Raw genomic sequence first — 13450 nt, 5'->3', positions numbered from 1 at the left:
GTGTTCTTACCGTGCCTGGCGTTTCGCTGTGTCTCCCCTCTCATCACGACCCCTCACCTGCCGTCGGTACCAGGCCCGGGCAATAAGGCAACTCGGCCACTAGCTGCCAGAGCCGCTGGCCGCTGGCCTGGTACTTGCGCTCGAAGGGCGTGAGGGGCTGGCCCATCGAATCGTACTCGGATACAACAGGCTGAAGGCCCGTTGCCTGCTTCGTTGCCTGGGCAAACTCCTGGATATAAAGCCGCCAGTTGGACCGCACTTCGAGTCTCCCTCCTAAAGCCAGAATCACGGGAAATACCGGATGACCGTGCCAGCGCAATTTGAGATGCGCCGCCTTGGGATAGGGGTTGGGGTAAAGCAGATAGTGATGCGTCGGTTGCCAGTCTTCAGCCAAGGCCAGGCGCCAGAAATCGACCAGATCGGCCCGTACCAGACGGGCGTTGTCAGGCAGCACGCCATGTTCGCGACCAAGGCGATCGGCGCTGCGATCGATACCGACGACCGCATGATTCGGGTGCTGCCGTGCCAGCTCACGGGTCGATAACCCAACACCGCAGCCAGCGTCGAGAATCAGGGGCTTGCCCTGCAGCATCAGCCATTCGTCGGCGGCGCAAAATGCCTCACGGGTATGCTCCGCCACGGGCTTTCGCAGCGCATGGGTCAGCGCCCGCTCGACACGCCGGGATAGATCCTGATGTACTTCAGTCTGATTGGTGACGATGGTTCGCGAATTAGCGTGCATACTGACGAAGCGCTAAGAAAAATGACCGACGATTCTAGCAGCCCCCAGTCGCAATCCCTAGTCGCGTCATCTTCTGGCTGGCATGACGGGGCCGCAAGCCAGGTGCTATCATCCCGCACCAGAATTGCACTGATAGAGATCCACCAGCACACGAGGAACGCGGCTTGTCACAACTACCGGTGATTGTCGGCATGGGCGGTGTCAACGCCGCCGGCAGGACGTCGGGCCACCAGGCGTTTCGCCGCACGGTGCTCGACGCTCTACCCCAGGGCGAACAGGCACAAACGCTGATAGGGCTGGCGGCGATGATGCAGCTGTTTCAACGGCAAGCGGATGGCGCCTGGCGGGATCGGCACGGCCAGACATTGACCAGCGACGACATCATCGAGCATCACCGGGAGACGATTCTCGGGCGCACCCTCATCCGGCGCATCGAGTCGGCGCTGTTCGACGTCGACGAGATCACCGCCAATCGCGCCAGCCGGCTTCATTTCGAGTCGCCCGTGGTCTTTCAAGTGCGCCGGCGCCAGCTTCCCTCCCCACTTCCCGAACAGTGGCAGGTGCAGGAACTCGACAGCAAGCAGGTGGAAGTCAGCGTACCGGCGGGGGATCTGGAGGTGCTTTTCCCCGAACGCCGCAAGGGCCAGGTACGCGCTGCCGGCCAACTACCCAGCGGCTTCGAGCCCAGCGCACTCTATCACAGCGTGCATCATCCCCGCGGGCTCTCCATGACGATATTCGGTGCCAGCGATTGCCTGGGCCAGAGCGGTCTGGACTGGGATGCACTGCGCGATAGCCTGGACCCGGACCAGATCGCCGTGTACGCCGGCAACTCCATCGGCCAACTCGATGATCAGGGTTGGGGCGGGCTACTCAAGAGCTATGTCTCCGGCAATCGCGCCACGTCCAAGCAGATGCCCCTGGGCTATGGTCAGATGCCGGCGGATTTTCTCAACGCCTACGTGCTGGGCAGCGTGGGCACTACCGGGGCCATTCAAGGGGCTTGCGCCACCTTCTTGTACAATCTGCGTTTAGGCGTCGAGGATATTCGCAGCAGTCGTTGTCGCGTCGTCATGGTGGGTACCAGCGATGCCCCCATCACCCCGGAAATCATCGAAGGCTTTCGCGCCATGAGCGCCCTGGCGGACGATGAGAGCATGAAGGCCCTGGATGCCCTGACCCTGCTCACGGATGCGGATTACCAACGCGCCTGCCGCCCCTTCGCCCGCAATTGCGGCTTCACCATCGCCGAAGCCAGCCAGTTCCTGCTGCTGATGGACGACTCCCTGGCGCTGGAAACCGGCGCTCAGATTCTTGGCAGCGTACCCGGTGTGTTTGCCAATGCGGATGGCTGGAAGCGCTCGATCTCGGCCCCCGGCATTGGCAACTACATCACCATGGGCAAGGCAGTCGCGCTGGCCCGGGAAATACTGGGCAAGCGCGCCGTACAGGAACGTAGTTTCGTGCATGCCCACGCCACCAGCACCCCCAAGAACCGCGTGACCGAATCCCATGTGCTGCATGAAATCGCCCGAGCCAACGACATCACCGCCTGGCCAGTGGCCGGCATCAAGACCTTCGTCGGGCACTCCCAGGGCAGTGCCGCCGGGGATCAACTGGCCAGCGCCCTGGGCAGCTTCGCTTATGGGTTGATTCCCGGCCTTCCCTATCTGGATGCTGTGGCCGAAGATGTGCACGGTGAACGGCTCAAGCTGTCTCAAAAACCGCTGGCCTTCGAGGCGGATGCCGCCTTCATCAACGCCAAGGGCTTCGGCGGCAACAACGCCACCGGCCTGGTGCTGTCGCCGCAGGTGACCGAGCGTCTACTCATCAAGCGGCACGGCCAGGCGGCAATCGATGCCTGGAAGCAGCGCCGCGAAGCCATACTGGCGATGAGCGAGGCCTATCGGGAGCGTGCGGACGCCGCGAACTTCGAGGTCATCTATCGTTTCGGCCATGAGGTGCTGGAAGGTCCGGAACTTGATATCGACCCGGAGCGCATCCATATCCCCGGTTACGCGCGACCAGTATCGCTGGCGGTGGACAATCCCTTCGGCCGCCTCGATGACGAGGGCTGTTGAAAGCCGGGCCTCTTGAAACGATGCCTGAAAGGCAGACAATGGCCTCAAGCGCAGCTATCGCTACACCCTGATCTGGCAAAGAGGGTGTTTACAAAACAGGCGAACGAAGGCAAGACAAGGCGAAATTGAGCGAAAAAGCGCAGTTTACTGGGTGTAAATGAGCATTTTGAGGTCAATTTCAACGCTGTATTGCCAAGTGCAGGCATTTTGTAAACACCTTCAAAGGATTTATCCATGAATACCGTGGTCTATCCCGGCACTTTCGACCCTATCACCAACGGGCATTACGACCTGATCGAACGCGCCGCCCGCATGTTCGACAAGCTGGTGGTGGCGGTGGCGGAAAGCCCGAACAAGCAGCCGGCACTGGATATCGATACCCGGATTGCCTTGATCGAAGAGGTAGTCGACGGCCTGGGCAACGTCGAGGTGGTGGGTTTCAGCTGCCTGCTTACCGAGCTGCTGGACCAGCAAGGCGCACGTATCATCTTGCGGGGGCTGCGTGCGGTTTCGGATTTCGAATACGAATTGCAGCTGGCCAACATGAACCGCGCCCAGGCGCCCCATGTGGAGAGCCTGTTTTTGACCCCGGCCGTCGAAAACTCCTATATTTCAGCTACCATCGTAAGAGAGATTGCACGCTTGGGTGGCAACGTCGGCCAACTGGTGCATCCACGGGTCGCCGATGCCCTGCGGGCACGTTATCATGCGTCTTGACGCGTAGATTCGTGATAGGCGCGTTACTTCACTCCACTACTTCGTAGCGAGGATATGACTCATGGCCCTGATGATCACCGACGAATGCATCAACTGCGACGTCTGTGAGCCCGAGTGCCCCAACGATGCCATTTCACCAGGGGAAGAGATCTACGTCATCGATCCCAATCTGTGCACCGAATGCGTCGGGCATTACGACGAGCCGCAATGTCAGCAAGTCTGTCCCGTGGACTGCATTCCGCTCGACCCCGAGCGCGAAGAGACCAAGGACGAGTTGATGAAGAAATATCACATCATCACTGCCGCCTAAGAGAGTGTTTACAAACTACTGCGCTCGTCACTTTTGTAAACACCCTCTAATGCCCCCTACGCCTTACCCTTAAAAGCGATAGTACGCATATAGCTCGAACAACTGAGCCGTGTCGTCGTTACCGGAAAAACGCTCATCGGCACCTTCGTCCGGAAAGGCCACGGCGTAGATGGCCGAGATCGAGAACTTGTCGGTGATCGCCCAGTCCGCGTACAGATTCACTTCCTTGGCGAACGCCTTGTCGCTGGCCCCCGCCGCCTCGGTGTCGTGGTAACGGAAGCGATAAGCGATCAGCCCCGTTTCCAGGTCATCCCGCGGCTGAATCGAGCCCTTGATCATATCGATGTCGAGATTGCTGTTGAACAGCATGTACTCACCGACGATCTCCCCCATGAACCAGTTGCCCCAGCCACTGACGAAGTCAAAGAACAAGGGGTCGTAGTTTTCGCTGAACTCTGCTCGGCGATAGAGAATCTGAGGCCGCAAAGGCATGTTTTCGAAGGTATAGGTCGCCTGCAGATACCAGCCGTCATCATCGATGCCCTGGTCGTCGTTGTCCTGATAGACCCACTCACCGCCTATGGAGAGGTTGGGCACGCTGGTGAGCGGCACCCCCTTGGCCCGCAGGTTATAGACGCTCATGTCGTCCCGGGTGGCGATATCGCTTTCATAAAGATCGAGATAGGCGACACCGAACTTGGCGCGCTCACCAAAGGTGTAATCCAGATTGGTGCCGTTAACCTTGGTGACCACATCCGGCCCGTCCGAGGCGTACTGATCCTCTTCCACGTGAAACACATCCCCATGCCAGCCGTGGCTATCGACCGAGGCAATCGCCGTTTTCTCGAAACTCTCGCTGGGGCCGATGTAATAGGTGGCATTGCGGCCGAAATCGCTGAAACCATCAGCCAGGAGAAAACCATCGCCGATGCTGAACTTCTGTCGCCCGAAGGATAGCGTCACGGCATTCTCACCCAGCGTATCCGCAAACATTTCCCCGCTGCGCCAGCCAACGTAGGCGCGATCGAGCCGCGTGCCTTCCGGGTGCCCCGGGGTCGCTCCTGCGGCGTCTCCATAGCGGCTGCCCCGGGTCATGCCCAGGCTGCCCTGCAGGCCAGAGAACAGCGTGCCACTATTCCCTACATCCACCTCGCCGATCAATTCGGGTTGCGCCACCGCTTCCCACCAGGCAGGGTCCTCCTGGGTTGGGGCGTTGTCGTCGATGCTGCGATCGGAGCCGAAATTGATGTCGTCGGTGACCGCGCCAAACCAATAAAGGGACAAACCGCTCTTGAGGCGCACATCGCCATCGACGCTCTCGTAGAAGGTATGCTCCGAGGAGAGCGGCCGGATACCCGATTCCAGATAGTCGATATCGGTCACGGCGGCGAATGCCTGGGGCGACATTCCCACCAGGCAACCCAGGAACCAGGCGTTCTGGCGCGTCCGAATGGCTCTAAGCGGCAAGCGGAGTAAATACTTCATATATCAAACATCCCTGTTCTATCATTGTTGGTTGCTTATTAACTTTAGGTTACCGCCCCGGTTTCGCAATTAAAAGGTAAGCCGTTTGATCATCACCCCCTCCGACAAGCGTGTCTGGCTACTGGCTTGGCCGATCATCCTGTCGAACATTACCGTACCCCTGCTGGGGCTGGTGGACACCGCGGTCGTCGGCCATCTGCCGGATTCGCGCTATCTGGCCGGGGTGACTCTGGGCGCGACCCTGTTCAGCTTTCTTTACTGGGGCTTCGGTTTCCTGCGCATGGGCACCACGGGTCTGACCTCTCAGGCCGCCGGCCGGGAGGATCACAGCTCGGTCCGCAATCTGCTGGGTCAGGCGCTGATCATGGCCCTGGTCATCGGGGTGCTGTTGATTCTGCTCTCGAAGCCCTTGATCGCCCTCGGCTTGTGGCTACTCGATGGCAGCGCCGAGGCCACCCGCCTGGCCGGTGAGTACGCCGGCATTCGGATTCTTTCGGCCCCGGCGGTGCTGGCCAATTACGCCGTTCTGGGATGGTTTCTGGGTCAGCAGAACAGCCGCGTAACCCTGCTGATCATGGTCACGACCAATAGCGTCAACATCGTGCTCGACCTGGTCTTCGTGGTGGGGCTGGGCATGACCAGCAACGGCGTGGCCTGGGCCACGGTGATTGCGGATTACACCGCCTTGGCGCTTGGGTTTACCCTGGTCATGCATCAGCTGAAACGCCTCGACGGGCACTTCCTGCGTGAGCAACTGATAAAGTTAAAAGCGTATCAGCAGCTCTTCCAGGTCAATGCGCATCTGTTTGTGCGCACTCTGGGGCTACTGTTCGCCATGGCCTTCTTTACCGCCCAGGGCGCCAGTCAGGGCGATATCATTCTTGCCGCCAACGCGGTGCTCCTGCAGTTCATCATGCTCACCTCCTACGGCTTGGATGGTTTCGCTCATGCCGCCGAGGCTCTCATCGGGCGCGCCATCGGTCGACGCGATTGGGATGAATTCGGCGAATGCGTCGGGGCAGCGACACGCTTTTGCCTGCTTACCGCCGGTGGCGCCATGCTGGCATTCGCTCTTGGCGGCAACGCGCTGATCGCCCTGCTCACGGATCTACCCTCCGTACGTGAGACCGCCGCCGAGTTCATGCCTTGGATGATCCTGATGCCCTCGCTGGCGGTATGGAGCTATCTGCTGGACGGTGTGTTCATCGGCGCCACCGCTACCCGGGAAATGCGCAATAGCATCTTCATCGCCTTGGTGGTTTACCTGCCGCTATGGTGGCTGACTCAGAACCTCGGCCCGGGAATGGGCAATCACGGCCTGTGGCTGGCGTTCACCACCTTCATGCTGGTGCGCTCGCTGACCCTAGGGGGTTACTACCTGTACTATCGTCGTCATTACTGGCATAGCGCTGCGGCCACTATCTGAGAGAGGCGCTAGGTGCCTGTGACTAGAGTGGCACAGGCAAGCGGTACTTTTTACGCTACTTTCTAGGTTACTTGAACAACTAAACCAGCGAGAAACAACATGCTCAAGTTCTTATCCCGACCCGCCGTCAGACTGGTCGAACGCTACCTGCCGGACCCTTACATCTTCGTGCTGCTGCTGACTTTGGTCGCCGCTGCCGCGGCCATCGGCGTGGAGCGTCAGACGCCCTTGGCGGTGCTGCGCTACTGGGGTGACGGCTTCTGGGATCTATTGACCTTCTCGATGCAGATGCTGCTGGTACTGGTCACCGGCTTCATGCTGGCAAGCTCGCCCCCGGTCAAGCGTCAACTGGCAAGGCTCGCCACAAAGGCGGGCACCCCGGCCCGAGCCATCATACTGGTCACCCTGGTCTCGCTGGCGGCAAGCTGGATCAACTGGGGTTTCGGCCTGGTGGTTGGGGCGCTGTTCGCCAAGGAGCTGGCCAAGCAGATTCGCGTCGATTACCGCTTGCTGATCGCCAGTGCCTACTCTGGTTTCGTGGTATGGCATGGCGGCCTGGCCGGCTCCATTCCTCTTGTCATCGCCACCGAAGGGCATTTCGCCATGGATCAAATTGGCATCGTGCCCACCTCCGAGACGATCTTTTCCTGGTTCAATCTGGCAATTCTGGTGGTGCTGTTCGTCGTTGTTCCACTGGTCAATCGAATGATGCTGCCGGATGAAAAGGACAGCGTCTACGTCGAGGCCAGCAAACTCGACGATGGCCCACCGCGCAAACTCATAGCGTCGCGTCCGGCGGAACATCTTGAGAACAGCATGACCCTGGCCTGGCTGGTGGGCATTCCCGGACTGTTGTTCCTGCTCGATCACTTCCTGCTGCGCGGCGGCGGCCTCAATCTCAACGTGGTCAACTTCACCTTCCTGTTCCTGGCCATCGTGCTGCACCGCACGCCCCGGCATCTGCTCGATAGCCTCTACGAGGCAGTGAAAGGCAGTGCGGGCATCGTCATCCAGTTTCCGTTCTATGCCGGCATCATGGCGATCATGGTGCAGTCCGGCCTGGCGGAAACCCTGTCGAAAGGCTTCGTTTCCATCGCCACCGCCGATACGCTACCCTTCTGGTCGTTCATCAGCGCCGGTGTGGTCAACCTGTTCGTGCCTTCCGGTGGCGGCCAGTGGGCCGTGCAAGCCCCGGTCATGCTGCCGGCCGCTGAAGCCCTTGGCGCCAGCGTGCCGCGCATCGCCATGGCGGTGGCCTGGGGTGACGCCTGGACCAACCTGCTGCAGCCGTTCTGGGCATTGCCGGTACTTGCCATCGCCGGTCTCAAGGCCAAGGACATCATGGGTTTTTGCCTGATTCAGCTGTTCATCACCGGGGTGATCATCAGTCTAGGGCTCACTTTTCTCTAAACGACTCGAACAATTTTCCCTTGAAGGAGCATGACGCGATGAACGATGCCTTGTCCGGCCAACACGAATTGAGCATGACCGTGCTGATGACTCCCGATATGGCCAATTTCAGTGGCAAGGTACACGGCGGCGCCATCCTCAAGAAGCTCGATGAAGTCGCCTACGCCTGCGCCAGCCGCTATTCGGGTAGCTACGTGGTGACCCTTTCCGTGGACCAGGTGCTGTTCAAGCAGCCGATTCACGTAGGCGAACTGGTGACCTTCCTAGCCTCGATCAATCATGTCGGCAGCTCGTCCATGGAGGTTGGCATCAAGGTCATCGCCGAGTCGATTCAAGAGAAGGTCATTCGCCATACCAACAGCTGCTATTTGACCATGGTGGCGGTAGACAAGGAGGGGCGACCGGCACGAGTGCCGCCCCTGTCTCTTGAAACCTCTCTGCAGCAGCTACGCTCCGACAAGGCGGCACTGCGCAAGAAGCTACGCAAGGAAGCAGAAGAAGAAGCGCGACAAACTCACGAAAACCACTATAGCGTTCAATCGCGCTAAGCGATTGGCACTCTATTGCATCATAAGGAGGTGAGATGAGATCGACGCTGCCGCCACGTGCCGAACGCACACCCCGGGAAAACGCCCTGCTTGCCTGGGATCTGTTCATCATGGCGCTGGTGATCGTCAATCTGGCGCTCCTGTTGTTCGACAGCCTGTTTCTGGTGGGGCCGTTGAACGACGCTTTCGCGGCGGTGGCGCCGGGGCTGCATCGGGCCTATACCGAAAACATCCATGCCAACTTCTTCAGCATCGACCTGGTCTTCGTCAGTATCTTCGTTTTCGATGTGCTGCTTGGCTGGGGGATGGCGATCGCCGAGCGCCGTTATCATCGCTGGTTCTTCTATCCTTTCGTGCACTGGTACGACGTTCTGGGGTGTATCCCCTTGGCGGGCCTGCGCTGGCTGCGCGCGCTGCGTATCTTTTCACTGATGTTCCGCCTGCAGCGGCTCGGACTGATCGATGTACGCCACTGGTCGCTGTTCCAGATTCTGGCCAAGTATTACGAGATCGCACTCGAGGAGCTCTCGGACCGGGTGGCGATCCGCCTGATCGGCAATGTCCAGGACGAGGTTCGCCGTAGTGGCGCCCTGTCCGGACGTCTCGTCAACGAAATACTGATGCCCCGCAAGGAGCAGCTGGTGGAAGAGCTCACCCAGCGCCTGCAGAGCATTCTGAGTGATGGTTACAGCGACAACCGCGCACTGATCGCGCGCTACATCAGTGCCTTGGTAGGCCGCACCATGAACGAGAATCCGGAGATACAGCGCCTGCGTCGACTACCCTTCGGCGACTCCATGACCAACGCCTTGGATCAGACCATCAGCGGCGTTGCAGCCCAGCTGGTGCATGAAGCCGTCACCAGCCTGGAATCGCCGGAGTTCAAGGAACTGTTACAGAATCTGGCGGACAGCGGCTTCGACGTGATGCTCGAGACCGATCAGCGCACCAACCAGATCACCGAACAGGTGCTGATCGACAGCCTGGAGCTCATCAAAGAGCAGGTAGCCGTAAAGCAGTGGCAAAATCGCTACAATTGAGCGTTTTCAGTCATGCGTTCCAGTTCAGCCTCGCATCTCCAATAGCGTATAGGGCGCCTCACAGGCATGGCGCTCGTCACGCTCGTCGATGTTCCCCAAACCCATATGCCGATCGTTGTCATAGGCGACGAACAGCCGGGTCTTGTCCAATACCGCCAGTCCTTCGGCCTTGTGTTCGAACTCCAAGGGCGCACCCTTGGTATCGGTGACCAACGCTGGTAACTCATTGGCAGCAAAATCCTCAAGCGACATGACCCACAGATAACCGCCGATATGTTCCACACCCTCGACCTCGGTCTCAAAGCTGGTCAGCAGATAGAGACGGTCGTTGTAGGGGTCATACTCAAGGCTCGATAGCCCGCAGACATGGCGCACTTTCTCGAACTGACCCGGATCGAAATGGTAAAAGCTGCGCAGCTCGTCGACGAACTCCAGGTTGTCGCTCTCATTGATCTTGTAATGCGCCCCCACCACCCGGCAGACGTAGTCGAAGTCATCGTGAGCATCACCCTGCTCACGCACGCCGAACAGTAGCAGGCCATCGCCCAACTTTCCGGGGATCGCCGCCAACCCCTCGATCTTGTAATAGGGCGTGCCGATAGCCTTATCCAGCTTGAGACGCAGCTCCAGGGAGCCCTCGACGCCGTCCCGCGGGTCGGGGTCGACGGTCTGCACCTTACCCGGCTCGCCTAGGGGCCAGATCAGCAGGTGGTTGTAGTCGTTGAGGTCGTGGCTCTCGGCGTCAATGCGATCGAAGCCGGTGGTCGCCAATACGTGCTTGCCGTCCGCGGTCAAGGCGAAGTCCTCGTACTTGGTGGCTCGCTGAACGGCCTCGGCGGTGAAATATTCGAGGGTCGTGTCATCGGGGATGCCCTGATCGCTGATATCCATGGCGAACACCGCCGAGCGTTCGGCGCCGGGAATCGGCTTATCGCTGGCGAGAATCAGGCGCTGGCCATCGTAGACCACCGCCGAAACCTCGACGTTGACCAGCTTGTCCTGTTCATCCCGTAGGCCGGTAGGAAAACAGTGCATCGTACCGTGGGAGAGAATGGTGGCCTGGGTCATGGATACCTCTTGATTGACGGATTACCTCTAAAATTGCGGGCTCGCTATCTCGAATGCAAGTCGGAGCGCATGATCAAAAATGCGACCCAAGTTATACTTCGGCTAGCGTGACGGCACAGCACGGTCTTATATACATTGACAGTGCTGTTTTCTAACTATTCCTGCCTATAGCAGAGCCAAGCCGACCGCATCCGCCTTGTAGCAACCATCGCTTGATCCGGCGCTATTCTATTACCGAGCTTTCCTTCATGAATAAAAACGAAGAAGCCCCAGAGACCACCGTACTGTTTGCACGGCAACCGATTTATGACCGCCAGAACAGGCTTGCCGGCTGCGAGTTGCTGTTTCGCCCTTGTCCCCGAACCGAAGCGCTGACCGAGCCGTTCGATGGCGACCTGGCCACCCGCCAGGTGTTACGCAATGCATTCACCCACACCGATATCCACACGGTGTGCGAGCAGACGCCGGCCTATATCAACTTCACAGCCAATGCTCTGAAAGCGGAAATCCCCTTTGCACCAGGCGATATCGTCATCGAAGTTCTCGAGACCGTGGAGGCAAGCGACGAGGTCATCGCCGCCATCAAGGATTACAAGAGACGGGGTTACGCCATTGCCCTTGACGACTACCGCCTGAAGGAAGCCAGTCATCCGCTATTGGCCTTCGCCGATATCGTTAAGCTCGACTACCCGCACTACAGCGTCGAGGAATTCGCGGCACTGGTGGTAGAGCTTCGCCATCACTACCCTGACCTGACGCTGCTCGCCGAAAAGATTGAAACCCAGGAAGATTTCCTGCTTTGCCAAGAGGCGGGTTGTGATCTCTTCCAAGGATATTATCTGGCTCGACCCACGAAGGTGCTGAGTGAGCGGTTACCGGATGCGCATTTCACGCTGCTGCAGCTACTTGCCGAGCTCAATCGCATCGATGCCAATGCGGAGGAACTCGCCAGGACTATCGACAACGACGCCTTCCTGAAGCGAGAGCTCTTGAACGTCATCAACAGCAGCTACTACCACTGTCGCGAGGAAGTGACTTCCTCCTCGATGGCTATCGACGCGCTGAGCGAGCGCCGCATCTGTAATCTGGCCACCGTGCTGGCACTGAGCAAACTGGACGACGCCCCCCATGCGCTGCAGCGCCTTGCCTTGAACCGGGCCCATCTGTGCCAGGGGCTGGCAGACTATCTCGACGAGGAGCCCATCTCCGGGTTTACCGTGGGATTGTTTTCCATCCTGGGCGCTTTCTTCAAAAGCTCGCCGGAGGATATCTTCTACAATCTGCCATTGCCAAAGGTACTTAAAGACGCCATTCTCGAGCAGCAAGGCGTCATGGGACTGATGCTGTCAACGACATTGCTACTCGAATATGGCGATCTTGACGATCTCGATTGGTCGACTCTAGCCAAACACGGCTTGACCCCGGAAAAGGTCAGCCAGGCTCAGCAGCACGCCTTCGAGAAAAGCGATGGTTTCTCATGACCCTGCATTAATGAATCAACGACATATTCCGTCGGAGGAGACCCCCACAGGGTGGCTCTATACCCGCCTGTGAGTACACTCTTTCGCGTTTAAATAAAGACTCCTTTCAGTTGTTGCACTTGAATTGCACGGGTACAAAAATGGAAAGTCTGGCGTTTCTGGGGCCGGCGGCGTTGTACATAATTTCGATGACCATCACACCGGGGCCTAACAATGTGATGCTCACGGCCTCTGGGGCCAACTATGGCTATTGGCGCACCCTGCCCCATATCCTGGGCATCATAATCGGCTGCTTCGTGCTGTTTTCGGCGATTGCGCTGGGACTTGGCCTGCTGTTCGAGCGCTATCCGTTGTTTCAGAGCCTGCTCAAAATTATTGGCAGCCTCTATCTGCTTTATCTGGCCTGGAAAATTGCCAATGCGCCCCCACCGGACTTGAGCACCCAAGGCAGGGGGCGCCCATTGACCTTTTGGCAGGCCGCTGGCTTCCAATTCGCCAACCCCAAAGCCTGGGTCATGGGTCTGGCGTTGATGGCCGGCTTCTTGCCGGAAGGCGGGAGTACCTTGCTGAACGCCCTCTTGCTTGCCGGCTTTTCAGAGCTGATCTCACTGCCCTGCATTTCGCTATGGGCGGGGTTCGGCATGGCCATTGGCGGGCTCTTGCGCAGCGAACGTAGCTGGCGCATCTTCAATGGCGCCATGGGCGCGATGACCGCCGCTTGTGTCGTGTTTATTCTCGGCTAAAATATTTTCATGCATTCGCGATAGCACGCTTCAGCCACAGCGCAGGTCGCTGATGCGGCCATCATCATCCAGGTAGATGTTCAACCGCTCCTGGCGGTAATCGAGGGTAAAGGGCTGCCCCGGCTCCAGCACTCGCGCATTCTCGGCATCACTTTGCGAAGTGAGAATCTGGCGCAGGGCATCGCTGTAGTTTTGCCCGATATAGCTTTGTACTGAACGGGTATCGCACTGTTCACGATTGCCCGGCTCGCTCATGTCCGGGGGTCGCGGCGCGTCTTCCGGTGCGGGACCGCTCGCGCAACCAGACGCCAACGCTGCCAGGCACACTCCGGATATCAAGTTTCTGATCATCGTATTCTCCTTTTCTTGCAACACATTAAACGCATATAACGTTAATGT

13 protein-coding genes are annotated in these 13450 nt (G+C 58.8%); 9 read left to right on the top strand and 4 right to left on the bottom strand.

Going from position 1 to position 13450, the window contains the following annotated elements; all coding sequences use genetic code 11:
- Nucleotides 1-43: 43 nt before the first annotated feature.
- The gene (gene trmB, locus H7850_RS00475; RefSeq protein ID WP_227367439.1) at nt 44-742 is read right to left on the bottom strand and encodes a tRNA (guanine(46)-N(7))-methyltransferase TrmB; all 699 of its coding nucleotides are present in this window, start codon (nt 740-742) and stop codon (nt 44-46) included.
- A gap of 191 nt (nt 743-933) precedes the next feature.
- Between trmB and H7850_RS00470 the strand changes: the two genes are divergently transcribed.
- The 3 genes from H7850_RS00470 to H7850_RS00460 all read left to right on the top strand — a co-directional run bounded on the left by H7850_RS00470 (nt 934) and on the right by H7850_RS00460 (nt 3850).
- Nucleotides 934-2823, top strand: a complete 1890-nt coding sequence (locus tag H7850_RS00470; RefSeq protein WP_227368512.1) for a beta-ketoacyl synthase — start codon at nt 934-936, stop codon at nt 2821-2823.
- A 234-nt stretch (nt 2824-3057) separates the two neighbouring features.
- The gene (gene coaD / locus H7850_RS00465; RefSeq protein WP_227367438.1) at nt 3058-3540 is read left to right on the top strand and encodes a pantetheine-phosphate adenylyltransferase; all 483 of its coding nucleotides are present in this window, start codon (nt 3058-3060) and stop codon (nt 3538-3540) included.
- A 61-nt stretch (nt 3541-3601) separates the two neighbouring features.
- Nucleotides 3602-3850, top strand: coding sequence for a YfhL family 4Fe-4S dicluster ferredoxin (locus H7850_RS00460; RefSeq protein WP_227367437.1), 249 nt, complete (start codon nt 3602-3604; stop codon nt 3848-3850).
- A 69-nt stretch (nt 3851-3919) separates the two neighbouring features.
- On the opposite strand, the gene H7850_RS00455 is transcribed toward H7850_RS00460, so the two are convergent.
- Nucleotides 3920-5335, bottom strand: a complete 1416-nt coding sequence (locus H7850_RS00455) for an alginate export family protein (protein WP_227367436.1) — start codon at nt 5333-5335, stop codon at nt 3920-3922.
- 85 nt (nt 5336-5420) lie between these two features.
- Between H7850_RS00455 and H7850_RS00450 the strand changes: the two genes are divergently transcribed.
- From H7850_RS00450 to H7850_RS00435, 4 genes are all read left to right on the top strand, one after another.
- The gene (locus tag H7850_RS00450; protein WP_227367435.1) at nt 5421-6761 is read left to right on the top strand and encodes an MATE family efflux transporter; all 1341 of its coding nucleotides are present in this window, start codon (nt 5421-5423) and stop codon (nt 6759-6761) included.
- A 99-nt stretch (nt 6762-6860) separates the two neighbouring features.
- On the top strand, nt 6861-8171 hold the full coding sequence (locus tag H7850_RS00445) for a short-chain fatty acid transporter (RefSeq protein WP_227367434.1): 1311 nt from the start codon (nt 6861-6863) through the stop codon (nt 8169-8171).
- Nucleotides 8172-8209: 38 nt separating this feature from the next.
- The gene (locus tag H7850_RS00440; RefSeq protein ID WP_227367433.1) at nt 8210-8719 is read left to right on the top strand and encodes an acyl-CoA thioesterase; all 510 of its coding nucleotides are present in this window, start codon (nt 8210-8212) and stop codon (nt 8717-8719) included.
- Between the two features lie 35 nt (nt 8720-8754).
- Nucleotides 8755-9759 carry an ion transporter gene (locus tag H7850_RS00435; protein ID WP_227367432.1) on the top strand — a complete coding sequence of 335 codons (1005 nt, stop codon included), beginning with the start codon at nt 8755-8757 and terminating at the stop codon, nt 9757-9759.
- 24 nt (nt 9760-9783) lie between these two features.
- On the opposite strand, the gene H7850_RS00430 is transcribed toward H7850_RS00435, so the two are convergent.
- Complete coding sequence (locus tag H7850_RS00430) at nt 9784-10827, bottom strand: hypothetical protein (RefSeq protein WP_227367431.1); 1044 nt, start codon at nt 10825-10827, stop codon at nt 9784-9786.
- 248 nt (nt 10828-11075) lie between these two features.
- Here H7850_RS00430 and H7850_RS00425 point away from each other — a divergent pair, with 248 nt between their 5' ends.
- Nucleotides 11076-12308, top strand: a complete 1233-nt coding sequence (locus H7850_RS00425; RefSeq protein ID WP_227367430.1) for an EAL and HDOD domain-containing protein — start codon at nt 11076-11078, stop codon at nt 12306-12308.
- A 140-nt stretch (nt 12309-12448) separates the two neighbouring features.
- On the top strand, nt 12449-13051 hold the full coding sequence (locus H7850_RS00420) for a LysE family translocator (RefSeq protein WP_227367429.1): 603 nt from the start codon (nt 12449-12451) through the stop codon (nt 13049-13051).
- 30 nt (nt 13052-13081) lie between these two features.
- Here the strand turns inward: H7850_RS00420 and H7850_RS00415 are convergent, their stop codons facing one another.
- Nucleotides 13082-13402, bottom strand: a complete 321-nt coding sequence (locus H7850_RS00415; protein ID WP_227367428.1) for an I78 family peptidase inhibitor — start codon at nt 13400-13402, stop codon at nt 13082-13084.
- Between the last annotated feature and the right edge of the window lie 48 nt (nt 13403-13450).

This window comes from Halomonas sp. M20 (assembly GCF_020622265.1).
GTDB lineage: Bacteria > Pseudomonadota > Gammaproteobacteria > Pseudomonadales > Halomonadaceae > Modicisalibacter.
The sequence above is the reverse complement of the archived record's forward strand: the minus strand, read 5'-3'. Positions and strand labels throughout refer to the sequence as shown.

Coding starts and splice junctions, on each gene's coding strand:
- H7850_RS00455 (WP_227367436.1), bottom strand. CDS start 5,335: ATGAAGTATTTACTCCGCTTGCCGCTTAGAGCCATTCGGACGCGCCAG.
- H7850_RS00430 (WP_227367431.1), bottom strand. CDS start 10,827: ATGACCCAGGCCACCATTCTCTCCCACGGTACGATGCACTGTTTTCCT.
- H7850_RS00420 (WP_227367429.1), top strand. CDS start 12,449: ATGGAAAGTCTGGCGTTTCTGGGGCCGGCGGCGTTGTACATAATTTCG.
- H7850_RS00445 (WP_227367434.1), top strand. CDS start 6,861: ATGCTCAAGTTCTTATCCCGACCCGCCGTCAGACTGGTCGAACGCTAC.
- H7850_RS00435 (WP_227367432.1), top strand. CDS start 8,755: ATGAGATCGACGCTGCCGCCACGTGCCGAACGCACACCCCGGGAAAAC.
- H7850_RS00415 (WP_227367428.1), bottom strand. CDS start 13,402: ATGATCAGAAACTTGATATCCGGAGTGTGCCTGGCAGCGTTGGCGTCT.
- H7850_RS00425 (WP_227367430.1), top strand. CDS start 11,076: ATGAATAAAAACGAAGAAGCCCCAGAGACCACCGTACTGTTTGCACGG.
- H7850_RS00470 (WP_227368512.1), top strand. CDS start 934: ATGGGCGGTGTCAACGCCGCCGGCAGGACGTCGGGCCACCAGGCGTTT.
- H7850_RS00440 (WP_227367433.1), top strand. CDS start 8,210: ATGAACGATGCCTTGTCCGGCCAACACGAATTGAGCATGACCGTGCTG.
- trmB (WP_227367439.1), bottom strand. CDS start 742: ATGCACGCTAATTCGCGAACCATCGTCACCAATCAGACTGAAGTACAT.
- H7850_RS00460 (WP_227367437.1), top strand. CDS start 3,602: ATGGCCCTGATGATCACCGACGAATGCATCAACTGCGACGTCTGTGAG.
- coaD (WP_227367438.1), top strand. CDS start 3,058: ATGAATACCGTGGTCTATCCCGGCACTTTCGACCCTATCACCAACGGG.